Annotated in this window: 30 protein-coding genes and 1 riboswitch; of the genes, 9 read left to right on the top strand and 21 right to left on the bottom strand. The window is 73.2% G+C overall.

The features are described 5' to 3' along the window. Positions 1–129: 129 nt before the first annotated feature. The 4 genes from GA0070603_RS17005 (at position 130) to GA0070603_RS17020 (ending at position 3,786) form a co-directional block, all read left to right on the top strand. Positions 130–1,323, top strand: coding sequence for a DUF2786 domain-containing protein (locus GA0070603_RS17005; protein ID WP_091314754.1), 1,194 nt, complete (start codon positions 130–132; stop codon positions 1,321–1,323). 104 nt (positions 1,324–1,427) lie between these two features. Then, complete coding sequence (locus tag GA0070603_RS17010) at positions 1,428–1,787, top strand: YciI family protein (RefSeq protein WP_244282719.1); 360 nt, start codon at positions 1,428–1,430, stop codon at positions 1,785–1,787. Continuing rightward, positions 1,784–3,028: an RNA polymerase sigma factor gene (locus tag GA0070603_RS17015; RefSeq protein WP_091314763.1), complete on the top strand. Its 1,245-nt coding sequence runs from the start codon at positions 1,784–1,786 to the stop codon at positions 3,026–3,028. Before GA0070603_RS17010 ends, GA0070603_RS17015 begins: the two co-directional genes overlap by 4 nt. Positions 3,029–3,057: 29 nt before the next feature. Beyond that, positions 3,058–3,786, top strand: a complete 729-nt coding sequence (locus tag GA0070603_RS17020; protein ID WP_091314765.1) for a dihydrofolate reductase family protein — start codon at positions 3,058–3,060, stop codon at positions 3,784–3,786. Here the strand turns inward: GA0070603_RS17020 and GA0070603_RS17025 are convergent. The 11 genes from GA0070603_RS17025 to GA0070603_RS17075 all read right to left on the bottom strand — a co-directional run bounded on the left by GA0070603_RS17025 (position 3,683) and on the right by GA0070603_RS17075 (position 10,868). After that, complete coding sequence (locus GA0070603_RS17025; protein ID WP_091314769.1) at positions 3,683–4,117, bottom strand: hypothetical protein; 435 nt, start codon at positions 4,115–4,117, stop codon at positions 3,683–3,685. The two genes, GA0070603_RS17020 and GA0070603_RS17025, sit on opposite strands and share 104 nt — an antisense overlap. A gap of 8 nt (positions 4,118–4,125) precedes the next feature. Beyond that, a complete protein-coding gene (locus GA0070603_RS17030) occupies positions 4,126–4,560 on the bottom strand; it encodes a hypothetical protein (RefSeq protein WP_244282720.1) in 435 nt (144 codons plus the stop codon). A 26-nt stretch (positions 4,561–4,586) separates the two neighbouring features. Beyond that, positions 4,587–5,096, bottom strand: a complete 510-nt coding sequence (locus GA0070603_RS17035) for an EndoU domain-containing protein (protein ID WP_244282545.1) — start codon at positions 5,094–5,096, stop codon at positions 4,587–4,589. 7 nt (positions 5,097–5,103) lie between these two features. Beyond that, positions 5,104–5,598: a WXG100-like domain-containing protein gene (locus GA0070603_RS17040; protein WP_091314775.1), complete on the bottom strand. Its 495-nt coding sequence runs from the start codon at positions 5,596–5,598 to the stop codon at positions 5,104–5,106. 2 nt (positions 5,599–5,600) lie between these two features. Continuing rightward, positions 5,601–5,924 carry a hypothetical protein gene (locus GA0070603_RS17045; RefSeq protein WP_091314778.1) on the bottom strand — a complete coding sequence of 108 codons (324 nt, stop codon included), beginning with the start codon at positions 5,922–5,924 and terminating at the stop codon, positions 5,601–5,603. After that, positions 5,924–6,349 (bottom strand): YbaB/EbfC family nucleoid-associated protein, encoded by a 426-nt coding sequence (locus tag GA0070603_RS17050; protein ID WP_091314783.1) that lies wholly within the window; start codon positions 6,347–6,349, stop codon positions 5,924–5,926. The genes GA0070603_RS17045 and GA0070603_RS17050 overlap by 1 nt, the downstream gene beginning before the upstream one ends. Positions 6,350–6,435: 86 nt before the next feature. Continuing rightward, a complete protein-coding gene (locus GA0070603_RS17055) occupies positions 6,436–6,933 on the bottom strand; it encodes a hypothetical protein (protein ID WP_091314786.1) in 498 nt (165 codons plus the stop codon). A gap of 131 nt (positions 6,934–7,064) precedes the next feature. Then, complete coding sequence (locus GA0070603_RS17060) at positions 7,065–7,238, bottom strand: CsbD family protein (RefSeq protein ID WP_091260889.1); 174 nt, start codon at positions 7,236–7,238, stop codon at positions 7,065–7,067. A gap of 133 nt (positions 7,239–7,371) precedes the next feature. Continuing rightward, the gene (locus GA0070603_RS17065) at positions 7,372–9,627 is read right to left on the bottom strand and encodes a heavy metal translocating P-type ATPase (protein ID WP_091314790.1); all 2,256 of its coding nucleotides are present in this window, start codon (positions 9,625–9,627) and stop codon (positions 7,372–7,374) included. Positions 9,628–9,641: 14 nt separating this feature from the next. Further along, positions 9,642–10,622, bottom strand: a complete 981-nt coding sequence (locus GA0070603_RS17070; RefSeq protein ID WP_091314794.1) for a DUF8832 domain-containing protein — start codon at positions 10,620–10,622, stop codon at positions 9,642–9,644. Positions 10,623–10,658: 36 nt separating this feature from the next. Continuing rightward, a complete protein-coding gene (locus tag GA0070603_RS17075) occupies positions 10,659–10,868 on the bottom strand; it encodes a heavy-metal-associated domain-containing protein (protein WP_091314797.1) in 210 nt (69 codons plus the stop codon). Positions 10,869–11,022: 154 nt separating this feature from the next. Between GA0070603_RS17075 and GA0070603_RS17080 the strand changes: the two genes are divergently transcribed. Next, complete coding sequence (locus GA0070603_RS17080; RefSeq protein WP_046568942.1) at positions 11,023–11,322, top strand: metal-sensitive transcriptional regulator; 300 nt, start codon at positions 11,023–11,025, stop codon at positions 11,320–11,322. A gap of 44 nt (positions 11,323–11,366) precedes the next feature. On the opposite strand, the gene GA0070603_RS17085 is transcribed toward GA0070603_RS17080, so the two are convergent. Next, positions 11,367–11,993, bottom strand: a complete 627-nt coding sequence (locus tag GA0070603_RS17085) for a DUF305 domain-containing protein (RefSeq protein ID WP_091314801.1) — start codon at positions 11,991–11,993, stop codon at positions 11,367–11,369. A gap of 85 nt (positions 11,994–12,078) precedes the next feature. Then, positions 12,079–12,501 carry a DUF6153 family protein gene (locus tag GA0070603_RS17090; RefSeq protein ID WP_091314804.1) on the bottom strand — a complete coding sequence of 141 codons (423 nt, stop codon included), beginning with the start codon at positions 12,499–12,501 and terminating at the stop codon, positions 12,079–12,081. A 197-nt stretch (positions 12,502–12,698) separates the two neighbouring features. On the opposite strand from GA0070603_RS17090, the gene GA0070603_RS17095 reads away from it, so the two are divergent. Further along, positions 12,699–14,024 carry a YibE/F family protein gene (locus tag GA0070603_RS17095; RefSeq protein WP_091314808.1) on the top strand — a complete coding sequence of 442 codons (1,326 nt, stop codon included), beginning with the start codon at positions 12,699–12,701 and terminating at the stop codon, positions 14,022–14,024. A 154-nt stretch (positions 14,025–14,178) separates the two neighbouring features. Further along, positions 14,179–14,309: riboswitch (cyclic di-AMP (ydaO/yuaA leader) on the top strand. A gap of 4 nt (positions 14,310–14,313) precedes the next feature. Continuing rightward, positions 14,314–15,333, top strand: coding sequence for a coiled-coil domain-containing protein (locus tag GA0070603_RS17100; RefSeq protein ID WP_091314812.1), 1,020 nt, complete (start codon positions 14,314–14,316; stop codon positions 15,331–15,333). 63 nt (positions 15,334–15,396) lie between these two features. Here the strand turns inward: GA0070603_RS17100 and GA0070603_RS17105 are convergent, their stop codons facing one another. Beyond that, positions 15,397–16,065, bottom strand: a complete 669-nt coding sequence (locus GA0070603_RS17105) for a carbonic anhydrase (RefSeq protein WP_091314816.1) — start codon at positions 16,063–16,065, stop codon at positions 15,397–15,399. A 217-nt stretch (positions 16,066–16,282) separates the two neighbouring features. On the opposite strand from GA0070603_RS17105, the gene GA0070603_RS17110 reads away from it, so the two are divergent. Next, positions 16,283–16,624, top strand: coding sequence for a helix-turn-helix transcriptional regulator (locus GA0070603_RS17110; RefSeq protein WP_091314819.1), 342 nt, complete (start codon positions 16,283–16,285; stop codon positions 16,622–16,624). Between the two features lie 59 nt (positions 16,625–16,683). Beyond that, the gene (mycP, locus tag GA0070603_RS17115; protein ID WP_244282546.1) at positions 16,684–17,922 is read left to right on the top strand and encodes a type VII secretion-associated serine protease mycosin; all 1,239 of its coding nucleotides are present in this window, start codon (positions 16,684–16,686) and stop codon (positions 17,920–17,922) included. A gap of 144 nt (positions 17,923–18,066) precedes the next feature. Here mycP and GA0070603_RS17120 read toward each other — a convergent pair whose 3' ends face one another. From GA0070603_RS17120 to eccCa, 7 genes are all read right to left on the bottom strand, one after another. Further along, positions 18,067–18,345, bottom strand: coding sequence for a WXG100 family type VII secretion target (locus tag GA0070603_RS17120; RefSeq protein ID WP_091314823.1), 279 nt, complete (start codon positions 18,343–18,345; stop codon positions 18,067–18,069). A 28-nt stretch (positions 18,346–18,373) separates the two neighbouring features. Then, entirely contained in the window at positions 18,374–18,682 is a 309-nt protein-coding gene (locus GA0070603_RS17125; protein ID WP_091314826.1) for a WXG100 family type VII secretion target, read from the bottom strand. Positions 18,683–18,887: 205 nt separating this feature from the next. Next, entirely contained in the window at positions 18,888–19,139 is a 252-nt protein-coding gene (locus GA0070603_RS17130; RefSeq protein WP_139131887.1) for a hypothetical protein, read from the bottom strand. Between the two features lie 28 nt (positions 19,140–19,167). Continuing rightward, on the bottom strand, positions 19,168–19,893 hold the full coding sequence (locus GA0070603_RS17135) for a hypothetical protein (protein WP_189193165.1): 726 nt from the start codon (positions 19,891–19,893) through the stop codon (positions 19,168–19,170). 28 nt (positions 19,894–19,921) lie between these two features. Then, positions 19,922–20,215, bottom strand: a complete 294-nt coding sequence (locus GA0070603_RS17140; RefSeq protein ID WP_091314836.1) for a hypothetical protein — start codon at positions 20,213–20,215, stop codon at positions 19,922–19,924. A 16-nt stretch (positions 20,216–20,231) separates the two neighbouring features. After that, positions 20,232–20,651: a YbaB/EbfC family nucleoid-associated protein gene (locus GA0070603_RS17145; RefSeq protein ID WP_091314839.1), complete on the bottom strand. Its 420-nt coding sequence runs from the start codon at positions 20,649–20,651 to the stop codon at positions 20,232–20,234. A gap of 69 nt (positions 20,652–20,720) precedes the next feature. Further along, complete coding sequence (gene eccCa / locus GA0070603_RS17150; RefSeq protein ID WP_091314842.1) at positions 20,721–24,686, bottom strand: type VII secretion protein EccCa; 3,966 nt, start codon at positions 24,684–24,686, stop codon at positions 20,721–20,723. Positions 24,687–24,716 lie beyond the last annotated feature (30 nt).

Consider the following 24,716-nt stretch of genomic DNA (forward strand, 5'->3'; position numbering starts at 1 on the left):
CAGGAGTACGGACGCCGGGCCCGGACGGATGAACGGTGAGCGCGCTCACGGGTCGGGGACGCCTCCGCGCCGGTACCGTTCGTTCCCGGGTGCGCGACCCGCCACCTGCCGCCAGAGAGGGAGCCACCCGTGCCGGACGCCGAGCAGGTGCTCGCCGACGCCCTCGCGGCGGCGCGCGGCACCGACGTACGCGCGGCCGAGCGGGCCCTCGACCGGCTGGTGGTCGGCGACCCGCCGGCCGTGGACGCGGCGCTGCTCGCCCGGCTGACCCACGGCGTGGCGCGGCTCTGGCCGCGCGGCTGGCAACCCGTCGACCTGGAGCGGATCGCCACCCGACGGCTGACCCCGCGAGGCGCCCGGCTGGTCCGGGACGCGCTGGCCGCGCAGCGGCGGGCCATGCCCCAGCCGGTCCCGTCCTGGTTCGACGACCAGCTCGCCGAGCTGGACGCGCGATGGGACGGCGACCCGGGCTGGCTGGACCGCCGCGCCGACGGCGACCGGATCAGCGCGCTGCGGGACGCCGTCGACGCCCTCGCCCTGCTGGAGGGCCTTCCGCCCATCGCGGTGCTGCGCCCGCCGCCCGGCGGTCCGGCCGCCGCCCCGCGCGCCGCCGCCCCGCCCACCGGCTCCCGGATGCTGGACCGGGTACGCGCGCTGCTGGCCAAGGCCGAGTCGACCACCTTCCCGGCCGAGGCGGAGGCGCTCACCGGCAAGGCGCAGGAGCTGATGGCCCGGCACAGCATCGACGCCGCCCTCCTCGACGCCGCCGCCGAGCGACCCGACCGGCCCGGCGGGGTGCGGCTCGGCACCGACGCCCCGTACGCGGCCGCGAAGGCGCTGCTCATCCAGGAGGTGGCGGCGGCCAACCGCTGCGAGTCGATCTGGTCCGACGACCTGGGCTTCGCCACCGTCCTCGGCTTCCCGGCCGACCTGACCGCCGTCGAGCTGCTGCACACCTCGCTGCTGGTGCAGGCCACCGCCGCGATGCTGCGCGGCCGGGGCGAGCGCCGCGCCGGCAGCGGCCGGCGCACCAAGGGCTACGACGAGTCCTTCCTCAACGCGTTCGCGCTGCGCATCGGGGAGCGGCTGCGGGCGGCCACCGCCACGGCGGCCGAGGAACGGGCCGACGACCGCCTGCTCCCGGTGCTGGCCGCCCGCTCGGACGCCGTGAAGGAGCGGGTCGACCAGCTCTTCCCCGGCGTCACCCGGCACCGGCTCCAGGTCCGCGACGCCGAGGGCTGGACCTCGGGCACCACGGCCGCCGACCGGGCCTCGCTCGACGCCGGCACGCCGACGCGCCGACCGGTACGCGGCGGCCGCTGAGATTTTCCTCGGGGATGATGTCGGATCAGGCGAGCCGGCTCCGACCCGTCTGCGAGAGGCGCCACCGCCGGTGGCCCGAACCCGAGGAGTCAATCGTGAAGTACATGCTGCTGATCTGGAACCGGCCCGGCTTCGTCGAGGAGCTGTCCGAGGAGGAGCGGAACGCCATCTTCAGTGACGTCGACGTCATCATGAAGGAGCTGACCGAGTCCGGCGAGCTGGTGGGCGGCGAGGCGCTCGCCCACCCGTCGCAGACGCGTACCGTCCGGCCCGGCGCCGGGGGCGCCGAGATCACCGACGGGCCGTTCGTGGAGAGCAAGGAGCAGTTCGCCGGCTACCTGATGGTCGACTGCGAGACCCCCGAGCGGGCCGCCGAGATCGCCGCCAGCTGGCCGGACGTCGCGCGCGGCGTCGGCGTGCTGGAGGTGCGGCCGGTGATGGAGCAGGCCGGGACGGAGATGTGACCGACCGGGCGGTCGAGGACCTGCTGCGCGCCCTCGCGCCGCAGGTCCTCGGCGTGCTCGTCCGCCGGCACGGCCAGTTCTACGCGTGCGAGGACGCCGTCCAGGAGGCGCTGCTCGCCGCCGCCACCCAGTGGCCGGAGCAGGGCCTGCCGGAGCATCCCCGCTCCTGGCTGGTCACCGTGGCGACCCGCCGGCTCACCGACGAGTGGCGCAGCGAGCGGGCCCGCCGGGACCGGGAGGTCGCGGTGGCGGTCCGGGAACCGGCGTACGCGGCGGTCGCCCCGCCCGCCGACGAGGAGCCGCCCAGTGGGGACGACACCCTGAAGCTGCTCTTCCTCTGCTGCCATCCGGCACTCACGGTCAGCGCCCAGGTGGCGCTCACCCTGCGGGCGGTGGGCGGGTTGAGCACCGCCGAGATCGCCCGGGCGTACCTGGTGCCCGAGGCCACGATGAGCCAGCGGATCCGCCGGGCCAAGCAGCGGATCGAGGCGGCCGGGGCCCGGTTCGACATGCCCTCGGCGGCCGACCGCGACGCCCGGCTGCGCGCCGTGCTGCACGTCCTCTACCTGGTCTTCAACGAGGGGTACACCGCCTCCAGCGGTGCCGAACTGCACCGGGCCGAGTTGACCGGGGAGGCGATCCGGCTGGCCCGGGAGCTGCGCCGGCTGCTCCCCGACGACGGCGAGGTGGCCGGGCTGCTGGCCCTCATGCTGCTCACCGACGCGCACCGGGCGGCGCGTACCGGCCCGGGTGGCGAGCTGGTGCCGCTGACCGAGCAGGACCGCACCCGCTGGGACCGGGCCGGGATCGCCGAGGGCGTGGCCCTGGTGACCGAGGCGCTGACCTGGTCGGCGCCCGGCCCGTACCAGGTGCAGGCGGCCATCGCCGCGGTGCACGCCGAGGCGCCCACCGCTGCCGACACCGACTGGCGGCAGATCGTCGCGCTGTACCGGCTGCTGGCCCGGCTGGCGCCCAACCCGATGGTCACCCTCAACCAGGCCGCCGCGGTGGCCATGGTGGACGGTCCCCGGGCCGGGCTCGCCCTGCTGGCGCCGCTGGACGCCGACGAGCGGACCGCCGGCCACCACCGGCTGGCCGCCGTCCGCGCCCACCTCCTCGAACTGGCCGGCGACCGGGACGACGCCCGGACCGCCTACCTGGCCGCCGCCCGGGCCACCACCAGCCTTCCCGAGCGGCACTACCTGGAGGTACGCGCCGCGCGGCTCGCCACCGACCGATGAGTTACGCCGGCCGGGACAGTCCACCTCGCATGGGAGAGGTCACCAGTCAGATGTCGGTGTCGCTGGACGGGTACGTCGCGGCGCCGGGGCAGAGCCGGCAGGACCCGCTCGGCCGGGGCGGCCTGCGGCTGCACGAGTGGTTGTTCGCCAGCGAGAGCTGGCGCGAGCGGCACGGGCTGGCCGGCGGGGACCGGAACGTCGACGCCGAGGTGGTCGACGAGGTCACGGCGGGAGTCGGCGCGTACGTGATGGGGCGCCGCATGTTCGGCGGCGGCGAGGGCGGGTGGGACCTGGACTGGACCGGCTGGTGGGGTGACGAGCCGCCGTGGCGGGTCCCGGTCTTCGTGCTGACCCACCACCCGCGCGAGCCGCTGGTGATGCGGGGCGGCACCGAGTTCCACTTCGTCACCGACGGCATCGAGGCGGCGCTGGCGCGGGCCCGCGCGGCGGCCGGCGACCTCGACGTGGCCGTGGCGGGCGGGGGCGGGACGGTGCGCCAGTACCTGGCGGCCGGGCTGCTCGACTCGCTGTGGCTGCACGTGGTGCCGATCGTCCTGGGCGGCGGCACGCCCCTCTTCGACGGCCCCGTCGACGCGGTGTGGGAACCGGTCAAGGTGGTCCCCGCCCCCACGGTCACCCACATCCACTACCGGGTCAGAACAGCCGGCCCCGGTACGGATGCGACCGCTTCCACGTCTCCTCCCACTGAAGCAGCTCCGCCTGCCAGAGCGGAAGCTCAGGATGGTAGTCCCGGATGAGATGGAGACTGTCCGGGCGACTGGAGAGGAACGCCCAGTACGCCTCAACCGCCTCGCGCAGTTCGTCGAGGGAATACCGGCCCTTCTCGCCCGCCACCCATTGGTTCTCGAAGTCGATGCCGTCGCTGGTCAGCGTGACGTCGTACTTGTCGCTGCTCCACTCCTCGAACGGATGCCGACCGTGGGAAACGTCGTCGATCATCGCCAGCGCGTCGAGACAGGCCGCATGGTAGATCGAGACGTCGGTGATCAGCCAGGCACCGAGAGCCCGGTATCGCTGGTCGGCGACGTGGAACAGGGGCAGCCGGTACTGGTCGACCGAGAAGGTCATGCCGACGCTCAGAACAACCGCCCCCGATAGGGGTGCGGGCGCTTCCACGTTTCCTCCCAGAGCAGCAGGTCGGCCTGCCACTGGGGCAGGTCCGGGTGATACTCCCGGATCAGATGGGTTCGCTCCGGCATGCTCACCAGAAAGCGCCAGTACCGCTCCAGCACCTCACGGATCTCCGGGACTGGGTACTCGCCGTGCTGAAACTCCAACCACTGGTTCTGGAGCGACACCCGTTCGGGCGTGAAGTGGACATCGAACTTGTCGCTGCTCCACTCCTCGAACGGCTGCCGACCGTGGGAAACATCGTCGATCATCGCCAGCGCGTCCAGGCAGACGCGGAAGTAGATGGAGATGTCGGTGGTCAGCCACACTCCCAGCGCCTCGTAACGTTCGTCGTCCACCTGGTACAGCGGCAGCTTGAACTGGTCGATCGAGAACGTCATCGAACTCACGGATTACCTCCGGGTTGTCACACGACAGGCCAGCCGTGCTTCAGTGCGCCTGTTTGCGGATGGTAGTAGCCCTCGATCGTCAGATTGCGGTACGTGCCGCGCCACGTGCCGTTGGGCAGACGTTGTGCGTTACGGAACGCGCCACTGATGGCCGCGTCCACCTCCGCCGGGGTCCAGTGGTCCGGGAAGAAGGAGCTCACTCCCTGGTTACCGCCCTTCGGCTTCCAGGTGCCGGCCGGCGGGTTGACGGTCGGGTCGAAGTACTCCGGTTGGGCGGTGTAGGCCCGGGTCCGGGGATCCCGCTGTATGGTGCCGGGCTTGAGCCTGCGACCCGGGAAGTCCTGCCCGCCGGGTCGGTAGTGGTAGCCGGAGCCGGTTGCCATGCCGGGGCGCTCGTGACCGAGAAACACGTGGTCGCGTGAGTGGGCCGTCATACGGCCCGGACGGTTGCGCTTGTTGGCGCGCCTCAAATACTGAAGCGCGGCGCGCATCAGGCGGCCGCCGGCCTTCCCCGATCCCTTGGCCATCAGCCGGTCACCCGTCGATCAGTTTCCAGATGACCTCTTGGACGAGGTTGCCGACGATGGTCCGGGCCAGCTGCTGGAAGATCGGGATCTCCAGGAGCGAGGCCCCGAAGGTGACCGCCGCCGTCGCGACCGCCTGGGCGATCTGGATGGCCAGGACGACGAGTTGCACGATCACGGCGATCTTCAGGGCGAGCACGATCGCGCCGCAGATGATCAGCCCGGTGCCGGTGAGCACCGCGGCCGTCACCCCGTCGCGCAGGCTGTCGGCGGGGCTGTCCTCCCGGTTCCACCAGGACTGGAAGGCGGTGATGTCCTGGCCCGAGTGACTGGACCAGACGGTGGCGGCCCCGGTGTTCGCCTCGGCCACGACGCCGGACAGGGTGCCGGAGAAACGGATCCAGGCGTTGCCCATCTCGAAGAGCTTGACCTCGTCGGCCTCCGGCCACGTGTAGCCGAGGATGCCGAGCAGCGAGCGCAGTTCGCCGGGCAGTTCGAGGCCCACCGTCAGCCTCCCAGCGCCTGTCGCAGCCCGTCGAAGCCCTGCTTGATGGCGGCCTCGATCCCGGCGTAGCGAACGGCCATGTCGGTGAGGTCGGTGCCGGCGGCGGCGATCTCCTCCAGGGCGGTGTCGAAGCATTCGAAGGCGAACGCGGAGACCTCGTCGTGAGCGGCGCCGATCAGAGATCCGATGTCGTCGGAGCCCCAGGGCCGGCCGAAGGCGGCCAACTCGGCCTGGAATGCCGTCATGGCCTCGCTGAACCGGACGGCCACGTCGCCCAGGGCGCGGCCGGAGCCGCCCAGCCCGTCCGGGTCGACCTCGATGGCCATCACCGGCCGCCCTGGCCGGACAGCCGGTCCTGGGCCTGGACCAGCGCGTCAGTGAAGGTGGTGAGCTGCCGGCCGGCGTCCTCCTGGATCCGGCGCAGTTGCTCGCCGAGGGAGCTGAGGTCGACCTGGCCGGGAACGGCGGCGGTCGCCTTCTCCTGGAGGTCGGCGAGGGCCGCGTTGACCGCCGTGCTGATCTCCTCGGCCAGGGATTCGCTCGGCAGCCGCATCACCCGGGGGTCGAGGGTCAGCGCGGTGACCCGCCCGGGCGGACCGGCCGTCACCCGGACCAGGCCGTCGGCCGCCTCGCCGACGCCCTCCGGCGGAGCGGGCGCCTCGCCGTCGGCGCCGGCGGTGAACCGCCCCAGCGCGGACATGGTCTCGGACAGCACGCGGCCGAGGCCGGACGGATCGACGGGCTGGGCCATGGGCGTAGCTCCTCCGGGTCGAGGTCGCTTCGCATCCTACGAACTGGCCGCCACGAATGTGACCCCTGGTGAGTCACTGTGGACTGTCAGGCGCGGCACTCCCGGGTGAGCCGCTGCGGGATCTCGACGAAGCTGGAGCCGAGCCACTTCACCGGGGCCGACGAGTTCGCCCCGGCCTCGATCCGCCGGGCGGCGTCGCCGACCAGCGCCTTGATCTCCGGGTCCTCGGCCCGGGCGGCCTGCCCGCGTACGTCGTCGGCCAGGTCGGCCAGGTCGGCCTTGACCTGGTCGTTGATCTGCTCGGGGGTGAGCTGGCGGCGGGTCGCGGCCGCGGAGTCGGCGGCGATCTCCTTGCTCTTCGCGATGATCAGCTTGTCGACCGCGGCGCAGACGGCGGCGGTGTTCGCGGCGGTGACCGGTGACGGCGTGGCGGTGGCCGCGGGAGGGGCGGTGGCGCTGGGCACGGCGGTGGCGCTGGGCGCCGCGGTCGGCTCGGCGGCCGGCTCCTCGGTGGACTGGCAGGCCGCGGCGAGCGCGGTCATCGTCACGAGGGCGGCGGCGCGGATCGCGGTGGTACCGGACATCGTTCTCCCGTGTGGTGGGCGGCCGTCGGTCCGGCCGGAGCGGGCGGTGACGACGCGCGGCGGCCGGGCCACCCCCGCGCGCAGCACGCCGGGCCGGCAGGGCTGCCGGCCCGGCGGAGCGTACGGCGTGCTCAGCTCTTGAAGGCGTCCTTGATCTTCTCGCCGGCCTGCTTCAGGTTGGCGGCGGCCTGGTCGTTGCGGCCCTCGGCCTCGAGGCGCTCGTCGTCGGTGGCCCGGCCGACGCCCTCCTTGACCTTGCCGGCGGTGTTCTCGGTCGCGTTGTCGATCTTGTCGTCGATACCCATGGGAACCTCCACTCAGCAGTTCCTGACGAAGTGGAGGTACCCCGGCCGCCACCCGCTCAACCGCACCTTCATCACACCGGGTGAACCGACGTGCCGCCGGACCCGGAGTCCGGGACCGGCGGCACGCGGCTGGTCAGCCGACCGGGCGGAAGCCGCGCAGCCGGAGGCTGTTGGCCACCACGAAAACCGACGAGAAGGCCATCGCGGCGCCCGCGATCATCGGGTTGAGCAGGCCGGCGGCGGCCAGCGGCAGGGCGGCCAGGTTGTAGGCGAAGGCCCAGAACAGGTTGCCCTTGATGATCGCGAGGGTCCGCCGGGAGAGCCGGATGGCGTCCACGGCGGCCATGAGGTCGCCCCGGACCAGGGTCAGGTCGGACGCTTCGATGGCCACGTCGGTGCCCGTGCCCATGGCCAGCCCCAGGTCGGCCCGGGCCAGCGCGGCGGCGTCGTTGATCCCGTCGCCGACCATGGCCACGGTCCGCCCCTCGCCCTGGAGCCGCTCGACCACGTCCACCTTGTCGGCCGGCAGCACCTCGGCGATCACCTCGTCGATGCCGACCTCGGCGGCCACCGCCTTCGCCACGGTGGCGTTGTCGCCGGTGAGCAGCACCGGGGCCAGCCCCAGCTCGCGCAGCCGGGCGACCGCCTCCCGGCTGGTCGGCTTCACCACGTCGGCCACGGCGAGGACGCCACGGGCCCGCCCGTCCCAGCCGGCCAGGACCGCCGTCCGGCCGGCGGCCTCCGCGCCGGTCGCCGCCCGCGCGACCTCCTCGGGTACGTCGAGACCGCGCCCGCGCAGCAGCCGGAGCCGCCCGACCACCACCTCGCGGCCGTCCACCGCGCCGGTCACGCCGAGGCCCTCGGCGTTGGCGAAGCCGGTGACGGCGGGCAGCGGTCCCGCCTCGGCGGCGCCGTCGGCGACGGCCCGGGCGATCGGGTGCTCGGAGGCGGCCTCCAGCGCGCCGGCCAGCCGGAGAAGTTCGGCGGCGTCCTCGCCCTCGGCGGGCAGCACGTCGACAAGGGTCATCTTCCCGGTGGTCACGGTGCCGGTCTTGTCCAGCACCACGGTGTCGACCTGGCGGGTGGACTCCAGCACCTCCGGCCCCTTGATCAGGATGCCGAGCTGGGCACCCCGCCCGGTGCCGACCAGCAGCGCCGTCGGCGTGGCGAGCCCCAGCGCGCAGGGGCAGGCGATGATCAGCACCGCCACCGCGGCGGTGAACGCGGCGGTCGTCCCGGAGCCGGTGCCGAGCCACCAGCCCAGCGTGCCGGCGGCCAGCGCGATCACGATCGGCACGAAGACCCCGGAGATCCGGTCGGCGAGCCGCTGCACGGCCGCCTTGCCGGTCTGCGCCTGCTCCACCAGCTTCGCCATCTGGGCGAGCTGGGTGTCCCCGCCAACCCGGGTGGCCCGGACGACCAGCCGGCCGCCGGCGTTCACGGTGGCGCCGACCACGGTGTCGCCCGGCCCCACCTCGACCGGCACGGACTCGCCGGTCAGCATGCTGGCGTCGACCGCCGAGGTGCCCTCCTCCACCACGCCGTCGGTGGCGACCTTCTCGCCCGGGCGGACCACGAACCGGTCCCCGACCACGAGCTGGTCCACCGGGATCCGGGTCTCCTGCCCGCCGCGCACCACCGCGACGTCCTTGGCGCCCAGCTCCAGCAGGGCGCGCAGGGCGGCGCCGGCGGTCCGCTTGGACCGGGCCTCGAAGTAGCGGCCGGCGAGGATGAACACGGTCACCCCGGCCGCGGCCTCCAGGTAGATGTTGCCGGCCCCGTCGGTGCGGGTGATGTCCAGCCGGAACGGGTGGGTCATCCCGGGCATCCCGGCGTCGCCGAGGAAGAGGGCCCAGAGCGACCAGCCGAACGCGGCCAAGGTGCCGAGCGAGACCAGGGTGTCCATGGTCGCCGCGCCGTGCCGCAGGTTGATCCAGGCGGCCCGGTGGAACGGCAGCCCGCCGTAGACGACCACCGGGGCGGCCAGGGTCAGCGACAGCCACTGCCAGTAGTCGAACTGCCAGGCCGGCACCATGGCCAGCACGATCACCGGCACGGTCAGCGCCACCGACACCCACAGCCGGGTACGCAGCCCGTGCAGCTCGTCCACCGGCTCGGCGGTCGCCTCGGCCCCCGCCTGGCGGGGCGGCGGCGGGACGACGGCCGTGTAGCCGGTCTTCTCGACGGTGGCGATCAGGTCGTCCGGGGTGACCTCGTCGGCGTACCGGACGCTGGCCTTCTCGGTGGCGTAGTTGACCGTGGCCTCGACGCCGTCCATCCGGTTGAGCTTCTTCTCGATCCGGGCGGCGCAGGAGGCGCACGTCATGCCGCCGATCGCGAGTTCGATCATGTTCGGCGCGACCGGCAGGGACTTCGCGGTCGATGTCATCGCGGCACCTTCTGTCAACTGTGCCCGTGCCCCGGGGTGCCGTGGTCGGCGTCCGGGGTCGGTGCGGTCGTGGGGGCCGGCGCGGCGGACGCCGGAGCGGCCTGGTCACCGGCCACCACGGTGAACTCCGCGGTGTGCACCGCGTCGCCGTGCCGGAAGTCCAGGTAGAGACGGTACGTGCCGGCCGACGGCACCTCGGCGGCGAAGGTCACCGCCGGCCCGGCCGGGGTCCGCCCGTCGCCGGGCGCGCCCTCCGGGTGCACGTGCAGGTACGCGAGGTCGCCCTGGCGCAGCGCCACCAGGTGCCCGTACGCCCCCAGGTAGGGCTGGAGGTCGGTGACGGGCCGGCCGTCCCGGCTGACGGTCAGGGTGAGTTGGCTGGTCCGGCCGGGCTCCGGGGTGCCGGTGAGGGTGACCGTGTAGCCGTCGACGGTGGTGCTGGTCGCCGGCGCGGGCAGCGGCCGGGCGTCCAGCGCGCCGGGGACGGTGACGTCGACCCCGAGGGTGAGCGGCTCCCCGCCGGTCGGGGTGAAGTCGGCGAACGCCCGCCAGACGCCGGGACCGGCGAGCGGTGAGGCGACCCGCCAGGTGCCGTCGGCGGCCAGCTCCGGGTGGACGTGCCGGAAGCCGGAGAGGTCGCGGCGGGCGACGATCAGGTGCATGCGCTTGTCGTGCGCCACGTCGTAGCGGGTGACGGGCCGGCCGTCGGGGCCGGTGATGCGGAAGGCGAACTCGCCAGCCGGCGCGGTGACCGGCTGGAGGGTGTAGCCGCGCTCGGAGACGAGCAGCCCGCCGGGCAGGTGGGCGGTGGCGGTGGCGCCGTGGCCGCCGTCACCGTGGTCGGCTCCGGCGGAGTCGTGGCCGGCGTCGGTGGCGTCGTGGCGGGTCTCGGCGGCCGGGGTGACGGGGCCGGCCGCGTGACCGACCCCGTACGCCGTGCCGAACACCGCCGCGAGGCCGAGGGCGAAGCCGCTCAGTTTCGTCGCCGTGTTCATCGTGGTACCTCGGTTTCTACGGGTCTTCCGGACCCGTCACGCCCCGACGAGGTCGTAACCGGCCTCGTCCACGGCGGCGCGGACGGTGTCCGTGTCCAACGGGCTCTCACTGGTGACGGTGACCCGGCCGGAGGCCAGGTCGACCTGGACGTCGGTGACGCCCGGCAGCGCGCTCACCTCGGTGCTGACCGAGTTGACGCAGTGCCCGCAGGTCATGCCCTGCACCTGGTACGTGGTGGTGACCATCGCGCATCTCCCCTTCCTGCCACCTCCGATCCTATACCCCCAGGGGGTAAGCGGAAGGGAGACGGCTGCCACTTTTCGTACCGTTACCCGGTGGGGGTATCGGCCACGAACAGGACCGTACCATACCCCCGAGGGGTACGCTATCCTTGATGTCATGACCGCACCGACGACCCCGACCCGGGGCTACACCGCCAGCAAGGACCAGCTGCTCGCGCGGCTCCGCCGCATCGAGGGCCAGGTCCGCGGCATCGAGAAGATGGTCGAGGACGACCGCTACTGCATCGACGTGCTGACCCAGATCTCCGCCATCCAGGCCGCGCTGGACAAGGTCGGCCTCGGCCTGCTGGACGGGCACGCCCGGCACTGCATGCACGAGGGCGCCGCCGAGGGCCGCGCCGACGAGATGGCCACCGAGATGATGGCCGCCGTCGGCCGCCTCATGAAGCGCGGCTGACCGGGCCGGGTGCCCCGCCACCGGCGAGGCACCCGACACGTGGCTCAGAGCCGGTCGAGCATCTTCCTCATGGCGTCGATCTCGCCCTGCTGGGCGGTGACGATCTGCCGGGCCAGCGCCGTGGCGTCCGGGTGGGCGCCGCGGGTGATCTCCTCCCTCGCCATGGTGATGGCGCCCTCATGGTGGGCGATCATCATGGTGAGGAACTGCCTGTCGAAGTCGGTGCCCGACGCCGCCCTCAGCTTCGCCAGGTCGGCCTCGGACATCATCCCGGGCATGCCGTGGTCCATCCCCGGCATCCCGTGCCCGGCGCTCATCGAGGGCGCCGGCCGGCCCCACGCGGCGAGCCAGCCGCGCATGGTGGCGATCTCCGGCCCCTGGGCCGCCCTGATCTGCCCGGCCAGCTTCCTCACCTCCGGGTCGGCCGCCCGGGTCTCCGCCAGCTCGGACATCTCCACGGCCTGCTGGTGGTGCGGGATCATCATCTGGGCGAACATCACGTCGGCGGCGTCGAACGAGGCCGAGGCGCCCGCGGCGGGCGTGGCGGTGCCGGCCGCGCCCGGCATGTCGTGGCCGGCCGTCGGATCGTCGCCACAGGCGGCCAGGGCCAGAGCGACGGTGACGCTCGCGCCGGCCAGAGCGGCGCGGCGCGCGATGGTACGAGTGAACACGAGTGTGCCTTTCGAGTGTCGGAACGTACGCAGCGGACGGCGGACGCGGGGCACCGGTGGTCCGGTCCCCTCGCGTCGAGGCGTCCTATCTGCGCAGCACCGACGTCGTCGCCAGGCGCAGCCCGAAGGCCCGGGGCGGCGGGGCGCGCGGGCCGGCGGGGTGCCGGAGCGGGCCGCCGGCCGCCGCGACGGCGGACCGTGACCCGGTCCGCAGCAGCACGACGACCAGCAGCGCGACGGCGAACGCGCCGAGCACCGCCAGGCAGACGCTCCACCCGGACGGATCCGCGCCCGGGTCGCCCGGCGGCAGGGCGCGTGCGGTGCAGCGGTCGCCCTCGCAGTCCGCCACCATGGCGAGCGCTGCGGAGTGCCCGGCCGGATGCCCCGCCGGCTGTCCGGACGGGGAGTGCGCGCCGTGGCCCAGGGTGTGCATGGCGGTCAGCCCGACAAGCGTGCAGACGAGCAGCAGGAGCCGGACCCACCGTCCGGTCGCCGCCGTGCCCGCCATGCCACCACGGTAACCGGCCGCTCGGGTACGCCCCGGGGGAACCGCCGCGGCACCGTGTCCCGGGGCGTCTCCGACCCGCCTGGCTACCATTCCGGGGCGACGACCCGGCCGCGCCCGTCCCGCGGCGCACCGGCCGGTCCGGCGAACCGGCCGGCCCGGAGACACGAATCCCGTTGCGAATCGTTGGGAGAGACGCCATGGGCGCCGACCACACCCGTCCCGCTCCGTCGGCCCCACCGGGGGTACGGCGGATCCTGGTCGCCACGGTGGTGCCGCTCTTCCTGATCACCGTGGTGGCCGCGCTGGTGCTCTGGCCCCGGCAGGACCGGGAAGCGGCGGACGCCCCGGCACTGCCCCGCTACCACGGCACGGTGACCCGGGTGGTGACCGTGCCCTGCCCGCCGACCCCGGAGGCGCCGGAGGGGAGCCCCGGCGGTTCGGCCGGGCCGTGCGGGACGGTGACCGTCGCCGCCGAGCAGGGCCCGGACGCCGGGCGGCAGGTCGAGACTCCGGTGCCCTCCGGCCCGGGCGCGCCCCGGGTCGAGGTCGGCGACGAGGTGATCCTGGTCGAGCTGATCGACCCGGCCGACCCGGCGGTGAAGAGCTACAACATCGCCGAGCACCAGCGAGGCACGCCGCTGGTCTGGCTGGCGGTGCTCTTCGCCGTGGCGATCGTGGCGTTCGGCAGGTGGCGCGGGCTGGCCGCGCTCGGCGGGCTGGTGGCGAGTTTCGCCATCCTGCTCGGCTTCGTGCTGCCCGGGATCGGCGCCGGCCAGCCGCCGCTGCTCGTGGCGATCGTGGGCGCCGCGCTGATCATGTTCGTGGTGCTCTACCTGACGCACGGGGTCACCGCGCAGACCTCGGTGGCCGTGCTCGGCACGCTCGGCAGCCTGGTGCTGACAGGTGTGCTCGGCACCCTGGCCACGGCCGCCACCCACCTCACCGGATTCGGCAGCGAGGACGCGACCACCCTGTCGATGTTCCAGGGCGACGTCGACCTGCACGGCCTGCTGCTCGCCGGCATCGTCATCGGCTCGCTGGGCGTGCTGGACGACGTCACGGTCACCCAGGCGGCCACTGTCACCGAGTTGGCCCACGCCAACCCGGCGCTGTCCCGCCGGCACCTCTACCGGGCGGCCACCCGGGTGGGCCGCGCGCACATCGCCTCCACCGTCAACACCATCGTGCTGGCGTACGCGGGCGCCTCGCTGCCGCTGCTGCTCCTGCTCGTCGCCGACTCCCGGCCGGTGAGCCAGATCCTGACGAGCGAGTTCCTGGCCCAGGAGATCGTCCGCAGCGCGGTGGCCACGCTCGGCCTGATCGCCGCCGTACCGCTGACCACCGGACTGGCCGCGGTGGTCACCACCGCCGGGCGGCGCGGGACCACCGAGGGCCCGGCCGACCCTCCCGCGCCCCGGCCGCCGGCCGGGCGGGACGAGGCGCTGGAGGCGCTCGGCGGGGCGCCCGGGCAGCGGGCCGGCGGGTGGCCCGGCGGCGACAGGAACACGGAGGCCGCATGGTGACACTCCGCAGCGTGATGACGGATTCCAAACGCGATCCTGGTCACGCACGGCGAGGACGAATTCTCGCTATTGGTCGGCTTCCGGACGTAGAACACCGGGAGGACTCTCGGGTAACCTCGCTGCCGGTCACCGCCGAAGGCGCGCACCGGCGCCAGCGGTGCCGCCGCCCAATCGCCCGCGGGCGAGCCGGGGAACCAGGTACATGGGGTGAATCCGCGCGAGCGGTAGGGGCCACTTCCGTCCCGAACCCGTCAGCTAACCCGGTCGGCGGCCGACGGAAGGGAACACTGTGACGGCACCCCTGCGGCGCTGGCTGACCCCCGTGGTGGCCGTCGTGGCCGCGCTCACCGTGCTGGTGGGGCCGACCCCGGCGACGGCCGCTCCGAGCACCCCCACCCCCTCGGGGCACTCCGAGGACGACGACGACCCCCTCATCACCGAGGCCATCGACGCCGCCAACCGGGCCTACCTCCAGGCCAAGGCGAAGCTGGACAAGTCGCGCAAGCGCCAGCTCCAGCTCGCCCTCGAGGTGAAGGCCGCGCAGAGCGAATTCGACGCGCTCAGCCCGCAGGTGGCCCAGATGGCCGCGCAGTCCTACCGCACCGGCCGGATGGGCGCCATGGCCATGCTGCTGGACAGCAGCACGCCCGACTCGTTCGTCCGGCGGGCGGCCGCCCTCGACGAGCTGAACCTGATGAACGCGCAGAAGCTCGCCGCCATCAACGCCGCGAAGAACCGCGCCGAGCAGGCCAAGATCGCGCTCGACATCGAGGTGCGCGAGCAGGAGAAGCAGAAGAACGCGATGGCCCGCGAGAAGGCCGAGACGGAGAAGGCGCTGCAACTGGTCGGCGGCATCGGCTTCACCGGCGGCCTGGTCTCGGCCACCTCACCGGTCGCCCGGGTCGGCCCCGGCCGGACCGCCGACGGCGACTGGAAGCCGGAGTCGTGCAGCGAGAACGACCCGACCACCTCGGGCTGCATCACCCCGCGCACACTGCACGCGTACAAGGAGGTGAAGCGGGCCGGCTTCAACCGCTTCGTGGGCTGCTACCGCCCGGGCGGGCCGTGGGAGCACCCCAAGGGCCGCGCCTGCGACTGGTCGCTCCAGAACAGCGGCTTCTCCCCGTGGCGGACCAAGGACCAGCGGATGTACGGCAACAACGTCGCCGCCTTCCTCATCCGCAACGCCGACCGGCTCGGCATCTACTACGTGATCTGGAACCGGCAGATCTGGTTCCCGGCCACCGGCTGGAAGTCCTACAGCGGACCCTCCAACCACACCGACCACGTGCACATGTCGCTGCTCTGACGACGTACGCCGAGAGGGGCCGGTCCGCGATGCGGGCCGGCCCCTCGACGTTCGGCGGATCGTTCAGCCGGCGAGCGCCGGGTCGGCGGGCGCGGCCGGGGCCGGCACCGGCGTGACCGGCGCGGTGGCCGGAATCTGGGCCACGATGCGCGCCTCGCCGGCGCTCAGCCGGTACGCCATGCCGACGATCGTGCACGCGCCGGCGTCCACCCGCTCGGCCAGCACGGCGGACCGGGCCACCAGGGCCTCGACGGTCTGCGCGATGTGGATGTCGATGATGGCGTCCAGGTCCTCCACGCCGTCCCGGCCGGCCCGGAGCAGGCTGGGCGCGACGGCGTCCACCACGGCGCCGAGGTGCCCGGCCGGCGAGGTGCCGGTGCGGACCGCCTCGCGGGCGGCCTGGACCGCGCCGCACGAGTCGTGGCCGAGCACCACCACGAGCGGGGTGCCCAGCACGGTCACCGCGTACTCGACGCTGCCGAGCACCTCGGGGCCGGCGGTGTGCCCGGCGGTGCGGACCACGAAGAGGTCACCGAGGCCGCGGTCGAAGATGATCTCGGCGGCGAGCCGGGAGTCGGAGCAGCCGACGATCACCGCGAACGGGTGCTGCCCGTCGGCGACCGCCGCCCGGTGTCCGGCGTCCTGGTTCGGATGACGCGGGACACCGGTGACGAACCGCCGGTTACCGGCCTGGAGTTCGGCGAGCGCCTGTTCGGGAGTGGTCGGCGGCATCCATCCTCACCTCGTCCTCGGGCGAAAAAGACCTGGTCAGCCGGCCGGCGACGGAGGCGGCCTCGGGACCAACCGTCACACGCAGTCCAAGGTACGTCAAGATTTACGTGATACGCGTTTCATACGTTGCGCCGCCCTTGACGGCGGCCCGGAACCCGGCCTCGCCCCGCACGCACGGACCGGGGCAGAACCGAGAGGCGCGGGAAAGGGCCATACCATGACGACCATGGCGACGACACCAGGCGAGAACGGGAGCGGCCGGAACTGGACCTTCCTCACCAATCACGGCCACGTGCTGCTGGCCATCGCGCGCAACCCCACGGCGCGGCTGCGGGACGTGGCCGAGGAGGTGGGGGTGACCGAGCGGGCCGCCCAGGCGATCGTCGCCGACCTGGAAGCCGGTGGCTACCTCCAGCGCACCCGGGTGGGCCGCCGCAACGAGTACACGATCAACCCGAGCGGGCACTTCCGGCACCCGGCCGAGGCCGACCAGCAGGTGGGCGCCCTGCTCGCCCTCTTCACCACCGACCCCGCCGCGGAGCCGGTGACCGAGAGCTGACCGTCTTCCCACGGCTGCCCGTCACCGCGCGGACGGCGCGGCGACGGTAATCTCACCGCGTGCGCGACAGCTTGCGGCCGGACGGGACGACGGAGCACGTCCGTACCGGGCACCGGATCCGATCCGTCCTCTCCGGAGTGTCGGTGGCCGCCCTCCTCGGCGGCGTGCTGGCGATGCCCGCGCCCGCCGCGGCGGCCCCGAAGTGCGGCCCACCCGGCGGCCCCGCCCCCACCGCGGCGCCGTGGGCGCTGAACCGGCTCGACCCGGCCGCGGCCTGGCGGGTCACCAAGGGACAGGGCATCACCGTCGCGGTCATCGACTCCGGGGTCTCCCCCGCCCACCCGCTGCTGCGCGGCCGGGTGCTCACCGGCGAGGACTTCAACCAGCTCGCCAAGCTCGACGGGCAGTGCGACCTGGTCGGCCACGGCACCCTGATCGCCGGCATCATCGCCGGGAAGGAGGGCACCGGCGCGCCGTTCACCGGCATCGCGCCGGAGGCCCGGATCCTGCCGGTCCGCGTGCTCGCCGACAACCAGAAGGCCTTCGACGAGTCCATTCCGGCCGAGATCGGCAAGGCGATCCGGTGGGCGGTCGACCACGACGCCGACGTGATCAACCTGTCCCTGGTCACCCTCGACGACCCGGCGCTCAGGGCGGCCGTCGACTACGCCCTCGGCAAGGGCGTGATCCTGGTGGCCGCGGCCGGCAACCGGCAGGAGAACCAGCAGGACCAGCCGGCGTACCCGGCCGCGTACCCGGGGGTCATCGCGGTGGCCGGGGTGGACGAGAACGGCGGGCACGTCGGCAGCTCGGTCACCGGGGACTATGTGGACATCGCCGCGCCCGGGCTGAACATCGTCGGCCCCGCGCCGCAGGGCGCCGGCTATCTGGCCGAGCCGAACGGCGGCACCAGCTTCGCCACCGGGTACGTCTCCGGGGTCGCCGCGCTGGTGCGGGCCGCGCACCCGGACATCAGCCCGAAGGACGTGGCGTTCCGGCTCACCCGCACGGCCGACAACCCGCCGGACGGGCACAACGCACTGGTCGGGTACGGCGTGGTCAACCCCTACCGGGCCGTGACCAGCCTGCTGGGCACCCGCAGCGACCCGCCGCTGGGCGCGATGCCGGCACCGGCGCCGCACACCGATCCGCTGGCCTGGCAGCGCACCGTGGCGATCTGGGCGGCGGCGGTCGGCGCGGTGCTGGCCGGGGTCCTGCTGGCGCTGCGGCCGATCCTGGTCCGGGGCCGGCGGCGCGGTTGGCGCCCCGGCCGTCGGACCGCGCCGCAGGACGCCTGACCCGGCTCGGGGCGGGGATCCCGCACGGCGCCGGGGTATGCGCCGGCGCCGGACCCGGCCCGGCGCGCCGGATTCCGGCGTGGAAAAGCACCACGGCCCCGACCCCGGCGTGAGCCGGAGCGGAGCCGCAGCGGTTCGGTCGGGTCAGCCCCAGACCTTGGAGTTGCTCATCTCGGTGGTCATGTAGTTCTCGCGCGCGATGCCCACGGCACCGCCGATGTCGTTCAGGACCTTGTTGATGTCCCGCACGGCGGCGTCCCACTGAGCCTGGTGCTGCTCGTAGGCGGCGCGGTCCTGACCCTCCCACTCGAGCTTGGTCAGCATCGCGCGAAGCGTGTCCAGCTTCTCGTCGATGGTCCGCGAGATGGCCTGCATCTGCTGGTTGCTGCTCTCGAGGACAGCGTAGTCAACCTTGATGCTCATCGATTCCTCCTCTGCCTGTCTTCGCGGATCACGGGTTGAGAGCAGAGTGGAACTTGTCCAGCATCTGCTGCTGCTCTTCGTCGTTGACCTGGTGCGTCGTGCCGGACTTGTCAAGCAGGTCGGCGATGTTGTCCATCGCCGTCAGCAGCTTGTTCGTGTCCTCGTTCCAACGCAGCATCAGGTTCTGGAAACCCGTGGACGCGCCGCCCTTCCAGGCCATGGCCAGGTCGTCGACGACATTCCACAGCTTCTTGAGCTCACCGTCGACGTCGCTGCGCGTGGACCGCACGTCACTCGCGGCGGTGTGCAGAGTCGCTGCACTGACCTCGAACGCCATGCTTCACACCCTTCCGTCATCTCTGTGGCGGCGGATCCGCCGCGCCCCTCCCCCGCGGCAAGGCGTACACACCCCACCGACGGACACTTCAACCGAACCGTAGCGGACGACGTCCAATCCGCGCAGCCCTGCATCCCCATGGCGCACAACGCCGTCCGGCGATCACGACCGTACGAGGTGGACGGTCACGGACACCAGCGGCCACTCAGGACGGCCGCCGGTACGACCTCAGGTGCATGGCCGCGCCGAAGACCAGCACGACGGCCAGCAGCGCCACGAACAGCCAGAGCACCGGCCTGTCGAGCGCCCGGTCGAGCACCACCGGGATCAGCGCGGCGACACCGGTGAGCAACACCACCTCGCTGGCCCGCTTCGCCCACGTGGCGCGGGACAACTGGGCGACCAGCGCCAGCCCGATGAAGGCCGGCACGGTCACCAGGAAGTACACGAAGAGCACCAGCAGCACCCCGGGGCCCCCCTTCCCGTCACTGGTAGAACTTGGAGTCCTGCACCCAGTCGATTTTGATGTCCTTGATGTCCGGGTCCTGGCCCGTGGCCGCCCAGCCGGGCCGGGAGTCCGACACGAAGGCGAACCGGTCGTTGCCCTGGAAGCCGGCCATGACGGCCGAGAACACCGCGCTGATGTCGCCGAAGACGAGTGCCAGGATCGCCGCGCTCGCCACCATCCCGGCCACGCCGATCGCCTCGGCGATGGGCGCGGTCGGCGGGAACGCCTGGAGGGCCACCGACGCGATCACCGCGATGAGGATGGGGATGAGCGCGTCGACAAGCGCGTTCACCGCGTCGTTGAAGGCGTCCCGGGCGGAGGTCAGCGTGTCCTTGTTGGCGTTGAACGCCTCGGCCAGCGAGTTGATCTCGGCACCGAGCTTGCGGAGGAAGAGGTCGAACGCGTCCCGGTCGTCGAAGTCCCACTCGGTGTCCGACGGTGGGACCTGCTCCAGCGCCGCGCCGAACTGGTCGCCGCCGAGCAGCCGCGCCGCGTCGCCCCACTCCTTGATGGACTTGTTGACCTCGTCGTTGTCGAACGTCTCCAGGTAGGCGATGGCGGCGCCCAGCGCCCCGGCGAACACCAGCCACATCCAGTTGGCCCGGGCCGCCGGCAGCAGCCCGCGCACCGGCGCCGTCGCGGCGGCGACCGTGTGCGTGCCGGTCACCGTGCCGGCCGCGTTGGCGATCAGGATCTCCGACATCAGCTGCCCTCCCCGTCCACCCGGCCGGTCACTTGACCACCCAGGGCTGGTCCGACTTCTCCCAGTTCTTGGCGGTCTGCTCCAGCTGCTCGGCCGCCTTGTGCAGGTGCTCGATGCCCGTCTTGACGTTCTTCAGGTGACCGTCCACCGAGGCGTTGTGCGCCTGCACTGTCGCGCCGCCGAAGAGGGTCAGCGCACCGTCGGGCAGCTTCACGCTCTCCAGCAGCGCCTGCACGTTGCGCAGGTACTGGATCGGGCCGTCCGGAGCGTCGAGCTTCTGGCTCGCCTTGCGGATCGCGTCGACGTCGACCTTGTTCGCCACCGCGTCTCCTCCCTGGTCAGCGGCGCAGGCCGCGGGTCGGGTCGCTCAGGTCCACCCCGAACTGGCGGAACCAGTCCTCCGGGGTGAGGGTGCCCGCCTGCGCCTGACGGACCAGGTCCGAGCCACCGAGCATGTCGGTCATCAGCTCCTGCTGCCGTTCGGCGAAGGAGGCGTACGCCGCGTCGATGGCGGCCTGGAGCGACTCGGCCAGGGTGTAGCTGTCCAGCCGCATGGCCCGGGCGTTGATGTCGATGCCGCCGACCTTCATGTCACCGTCGACGGTCACCCGGACCAGGCCGTCCGGGCTCTCCCCGGTCACGCGCAGGTCGGCGCGCTGCTGCTGGAACTCCGCCAGCCGGCGCTGCTGCTCCTGCGCCTGGCGCAGCAGGTTCTCCACGGCGCCGCCGGCGCCGCCGTAACCCCACGAGGTGCTCACTACTGTTCTCTCCTCACCACTGGCGGTCGGGCCGACGCTACCGGACCCGTTCATGGGACGTCCGCCCCGTCACGCGGGCTCCGTCCAGGCGGTCTGGATCAGCTGCTGGCCGTCCCGGCGGCGGACCAGGGTGCCCCGGCCCGGCGGCTGCGGGCTCGGCCGCAGGTTGCCGAAGACCGCACCCTCCTCGCGGCTGCCGGACATGAGCAGGCCCGGCGAGTCCAGCTCGCGGAGGCGTTGCAGCACCGGCTCGTAGAGGGCCCGGGCCACGCCGCCCACCCGCCGGGTGATGATCAGGTGGAGGCCGATGTCCCGTGCCTGCGGCAGGAGCTCGTGCAGGGCGCTGAGCGGGTTGTTGCCGCCCGAGGCGACCAGGTCGTAGTCGTCCACCAGGATGTAGAGCTCCGGCCCCTTCCACCAGCTGCGGTCGCGCAACTGGGCGGTGGTCACATCCGGCCCCGGCAGCCGGTTCTGCAGAGCGCTGCGGATCGAGCCGAGGCCCTGGCTGAAGACCTGGTTGGACGGCGCGTAGTCGAGCAGGTGGTCGCCCTCGACGGCGCCCAGCAGACCGCGCCGGTAGTCGGCGATGACCAGCCGGGCCTCGGCCGGCGTGTACCGCTCGGCGATGCCCCGGGCGATCAGCCGCAGCAGGTTGGTCTTGCCGCACTCGGAGTCGCCGAACACGGTCAGGTGCGGCTCGGTCGTCAGGTCCAGGTAGACCGGGGCGAGCGCCGACTCGTTGACGCCGATCGGGATGCCCGGCGCCGAGCGGTCGACCACCTTCGCCAGCTCGCCGACCGCCAGCTTGCGCGGCAGCAGCCGCACCTTCGGCGCCGGGCGGCCCGGCCAGTTGGCCGCCACGTGCCCGGCCAGGGCGACCGACGCCTCGGTGAGGTCCTCGATGTCGCGCTTGCCGTCGATCCGCGAGATCCCGGTGAGGAAGTGCAGCTTGTCGCGGGTCAGACCGCGGCCCGGCGTGCCGACCGGCACGTTCTGCGCGGCCCGCCGGTCGATCTCCGACTCGGCCGGGTCGCCGAGCCGCAGCTCCAGCTTGGTGCCGAGCAGGTCCCGCATGTTGATCCGGATCTCCGCCCACCGCACGGCCGTGATCACCACGTGTACGCCGAAACCCAGCCCGCGGTTGGCCAGGTTCGTGATTGTCTGCTCCAGCTCCTCGTACTCCTGGCGCAGCGTGTTCCAGCCGTCGACCACGAGGAAGACGTCACCGAACGGGTCGTCGGCGAACTCCCCGGCCGCCCGGCGTCGCCGGTAGCTGGCCACCGAGTCGATGCCGTGCTGGGTGAACCGGTTCTCCCGCTCGTCGATGACGGCGACCACCTCGGCCACGGTCCGGCGGACCGCCTCGACGTCCCGCCGCCCGGCCACACCGGAGGTGTGCGGCAGCCCGTCCAGGCTGCGCAGCGCGCCACCGCCGAAGTCGAGGCAGAAGAACTGCACCTCGCGCGGGGTGTGGGTGAGCGCCAGCGCGGCCAGCATCGTGCGCAGCATGGTGCTCTTGCCGCTCAGCGAGGCGCCGACGATCACCACGTTGCCGCCGGCGCCGGAGAGGTCGACCATCATGGGGTCGCGGCGCTGCTCGTACGGGCGGTCGACGATGCCCACCGGCACGGTGAGCCGACCCCGCCCCGGCCAGTCCGCGGTGGTGAGGCCGAACGTCGGGTGCACCTTCAGCGGCGGCAGCAGCTCGGCGAGGCCCGACGGCTCGGCCAGCGGCGGCAGCCAGACCTGGTGCGCCGGGCGGCCCTGCCCCTTGAGGCGGTCGATCAGCACGTCCAGCATGGCCACCGCCTTGCCGTCGCCGCTCTGCTCCGGCTCGGGCGCGGTCTCGGCCGGGCTCGGCAGGGCCGGCGCCGGGACGTAGTCGATGCCGTACGGGACGATCCGGCGCTGCACCTGCGCCCGGACCGAGCGCTGCACCTGCCCCGGTGCCCGGTACGGGCCCGAGACGTAGGCGGCGCGGAACCGGAGCATGGTGGCGGTGTCGGTCTTGAGGTAGCCGTGGCCGGGCGCGCTCGGCAGCTCGTACGCGTCCGGCACGCCGAGCACGATCCGGCTCTCCACCGCCGAGAAGGTCCGCAGACCGATCCGGTACGACAGGTGGGTGTCGAGTCCCCGGAGTTTCCCCTCCTCCAGCCGCTGCGAGGCCAGCAGCAGGTGGACGCCGAGCGACCGGCCGAGCCGGCCGATCATCACGAAGAGGTCGATGAAGTCCGGCTTCGCGGCGAGCAGCTCGGAGAACTCGTCACAGATGATGAGCAGGCTGGGCATCGGCTCCAGCGGCTCGCCCGCGGCCCGGGCCTTCTCGTAGTCGTAGCGCGAGACGTAGTTGCCGGCCGCCCGCAGCACCTCCTGGCGGCGGTTCATCTCACCGGCCAGGGCGTCCCGCATGCGGTCGACGAGCGGCAGCTCGTCGGAGAGGTTGGTGATGACCGCGCTGGTGTGCGGCAACGCGTCCAGCGAGGCGAAGGTGGCGCCACCCTTGAAGTCGACAAGGACGAAGTTGAGCTCCTCGGACGAGTGGGTCACGGCCAGCGCCGCGACCACCGTACGCAGGAGTTCGCTCTTGCCCGAACCGGTCGCGCCGATGACCAGGCCGTGCGGGCCCATGCCCTCGTGCGCGGACTCCTTGAAGTCCAGCTCCACCACGTTGCCGTCCGGCCCGACGCCGAGCGGGATGCGCAGCCGGTCCCGGTGGCTGCGCGGCCGCCAGGTCTGCTGGGTGTCCACTGTGGCGGCGTCGCCGACGCCGAGCAGGTCCGGCAGCTCCATGCTGCGGGCCAGCGGCTCCTCGGTGCTGGCGCCCTGCTGCTGCGACAGCCGGTAGGGGGCGATCTGCCGGGCCAGCCCCTCGGCGGCCGCCATGCTCAGCCGGTCCGGCCGGCCCAGCCGGGAGTTGGTCGTGCCGCGGACCAGGTCCAGCCCGCTGCCGTCGCCGGCGTCCAGGCAGAGCAGCCAGCGGCCGGCGTCGCGGGGCACCGCGCCGGAGAGGTCGATCACGGTGGCGCCCAGCAGGCCCGGTCCCATGAGCGCGCAGGTCGACGAGACCTCGCCGCCGTCGAGCACCACCACCACGTGCGGCGCGGTGGTGAGGGGCTTCGCCTCGGGGGCGAACCGGGGCCGGCCGCCCAGCTCGTTGGCGAGCGCCGCCTCCGCCTCGGCGAGGCTGGCGAAGACCATCCGGCGCGCGCCCGCCGCGTCCGTACGCCCCGGGTGCTGGGCGTGCGGCAGCCACTTCACCCAGTCCCACACCGGCTGCCGGTCCGGCGCGGCCACCACGGCCACCAGGAGGTCGTCCGGGGCGTGGAAGGTGACGAGCTGACCCAGCGCGGCCCGGGCCAGGTCGAGCACCGGCTCCCGGTCACCGCGCAACGCGACCCGGCTGAACGCGCGCAGCGACAGCGCGGTCGGCAGGTCCGGCACGCTGGAGTGGGCCCGCACGAACCGGCGCAGCGCGATGGCGCTCATCGGCTCCAGGTCCTCCACCGGCTTGGTCTCCGGCGGCACGATCTCCACGGCCAGCCGCTGCGGGCCGAGCGCGATCCGGGCCTCGCCGAAGTCGTCCTCGGTGATCCGCCGCTCCCACAGCCGGCGCGAGGCGGCGACCGACCACAGCGCGTCCGGCTCCGGGTGCCGCCAGGTCATCGCGGCGCGCTGCTGCTCGGCGGCCCGCCGGGTGCGCTTGCGCATCTGGGCCAGGTAGCGCATGTAGTCGCGCCGCTGGGCGTTCAGCTCGGCCTTGTCGTTGCCGCCGTTGCCGAGCGTGCCGACCGCCATGCCCAACATGGACACGCCGAACAGGCCACCGGCCACGTACGTCATCATGCCGCCGCCGCGGCCCGCGTAGAGGAAGGCCATCGCGCCGACGCCGCAGAGCATCGGCAGGATCATCAGCACCTGACCCATGCCCTTGGCCTGCGGCTCCGGCAGCTCGGGAGGGGACTCCAGCAGCACCTCACCGCGCGGCAGCGCGGGTCCCGGTTGACGCGGAAGCCGGCGGAACACCACCGTGCTCAACCTTGTCTCCTCCCCAGAGGCGGCCCTGCT

Source organism: Micromonospora chersina, assembly GCF_900091475.1.
Taxonomy (GTDB): domain Bacteria; phylum Actinomycetota; class Actinomycetes; order Mycobacteriales; family Micromonosporaceae; genus Micromonospora; species Micromonospora chersina.

What these genes read in the sequence shown, in the direction of transcription:
- GA0070603_RS17010 (WP_244282719.1), top strand. Translation starts at nt 1,428, where the DNA reads ATGCTGCTGATCTGGAACCGGCCCGGCTTCGTCGAGGAGCTGTCCGAG.
- GA0070603_RS17020 (WP_091314765.1), top strand. Translation starts at nt 3,058, where the DNA reads ATGGGAGAGGTCACCAGTCAGATGTCGGTGTCGCTGGACGGGTACGTC.
- GA0070603_RS17025 (WP_091314769.1), bottom strand. Translation starts at nt 4,117, where the DNA reads ATGACCTTCTCGGTCGACCAGTACCGGCTGCCCCTGTTCCACGTCGCC.
- GA0070603_RS17030 (WP_244282720.1), bottom strand. Translation starts at nt 4,560, where the DNA reads ATGACGTTCTCGATCGACCAGTTCAAGCTGCCGCTGTACCAGGTGGAC.
- GA0070603_RS17035 (WP_244282545.1), bottom strand. Translation starts at nt 5,096, where the DNA reads ATGGCCAAGGGATCGGGGAAGGCCGGCGGCCGCCTGATGCGCGCCGCG.
- GA0070603_RS17045 (WP_091314778.1), bottom strand. Translation starts at nt 5,924, where the DNA reads ATGGCCATCGAGGTCGACCCGGACGGGCTGGGCGGCTCCGGCCGCGCC.
- GA0070603_RS17050 (WP_091314783.1), bottom strand. Translation starts at nt 6,349, where the DNA reads ATGGCCCAGCCCGTCGATCCGTCCGGCCTCGGCCGCGTGCTGTCCGAG.
- GA0070603_RS17055 (WP_091314786.1), bottom strand. Translation starts at nt 6,933, where the DNA reads ATGTCCGGTACCACCGCGATCCGCGCCGCCGCCCTCGTGACGATGACC.
- GA0070603_RS17060 (WP_091260889.1), bottom strand. Translation starts at nt 7,238, where the DNA reads ATGGGTATCGACGACAAGATCGACAACGCGACCGAGAACACCGCCGGC.
- GA0070603_RS17065 (WP_091314790.1), bottom strand. Translation starts at nt 9,627, where the DNA reads ATGACATCGACCGCGAAGTCCCTGCCGGTCGCGCCGAACATGATCGAA.
- GA0070603_RS17070 (WP_091314794.1), bottom strand. Translation starts at nt 10,622, where the DNA reads ATGAACACGGCGACGAAACTGAGCGGCTTCGCCCTCGGCCTCGCGGCG.
- GA0070603_RS17075 (WP_091314797.1), bottom strand. Translation starts at nt 10,868, where the DNA reads ATGGTCACCACCACGTACCAGGTGCAGGGCATGACCTGCGGGCACTGC.
- GA0070603_RS17080 (WP_046568942.1), top strand. Translation starts at nt 11,023, where the DNA reads ATGACCGCACCGACGACCCCGACCCGGGGCTACACCGCCAGCAAGGAC.
- GA0070603_RS17090 (WP_091314804.1), bottom strand. Translation starts at nt 12,501, where the DNA reads ATGGCGGGCACGGCGGCGACCGGACGGTGGGTCCGGCTCCTGCTGCTC.
- GA0070603_RS17095 (WP_091314808.1), top strand. Translation starts at nt 12,699, where the DNA reads ATGGGCGCCGACCACACCCGTCCCGCTCCGTCGGCCCCACCGGGGGTA.
- GA0070603_RS17105 (WP_091314816.1), bottom strand. Translation starts at nt 16,065, where the DNA reads ATGCCGCCGACCACTCCCGAACAGGCGCTCGCCGAACTCCAGGCCGGT.
- GA0070603_RS17110 (WP_091314819.1), top strand. Translation starts at nt 16,283, where the DNA reads ATGACGACCATGGCGACGACACCAGGCGAGAACGGGAGCGGCCGGAAC.
- GA0070603_RS17120 (WP_091314823.1), bottom strand. Translation starts at nt 18,345, where the DNA reads ATGAGCATCAAGGTTGACTACGCTGTCCTCGAGAGCAGCAACCAGCAG.
- GA0070603_RS17125 (WP_091314826.1), bottom strand. Translation starts at nt 18,682, where the DNA reads ATGGCGTTCGAGGTCAGTGCAGCGACTCTGCACACCGCCGCGAGTGAC.
- GA0070603_RS17135 (WP_189193165.1), bottom strand. Translation starts at nt 19,893, where the DNA reads ATGTCGGAGATCCTGATCGCCAACGCGGCCGGCACGGTGACCGGCACG.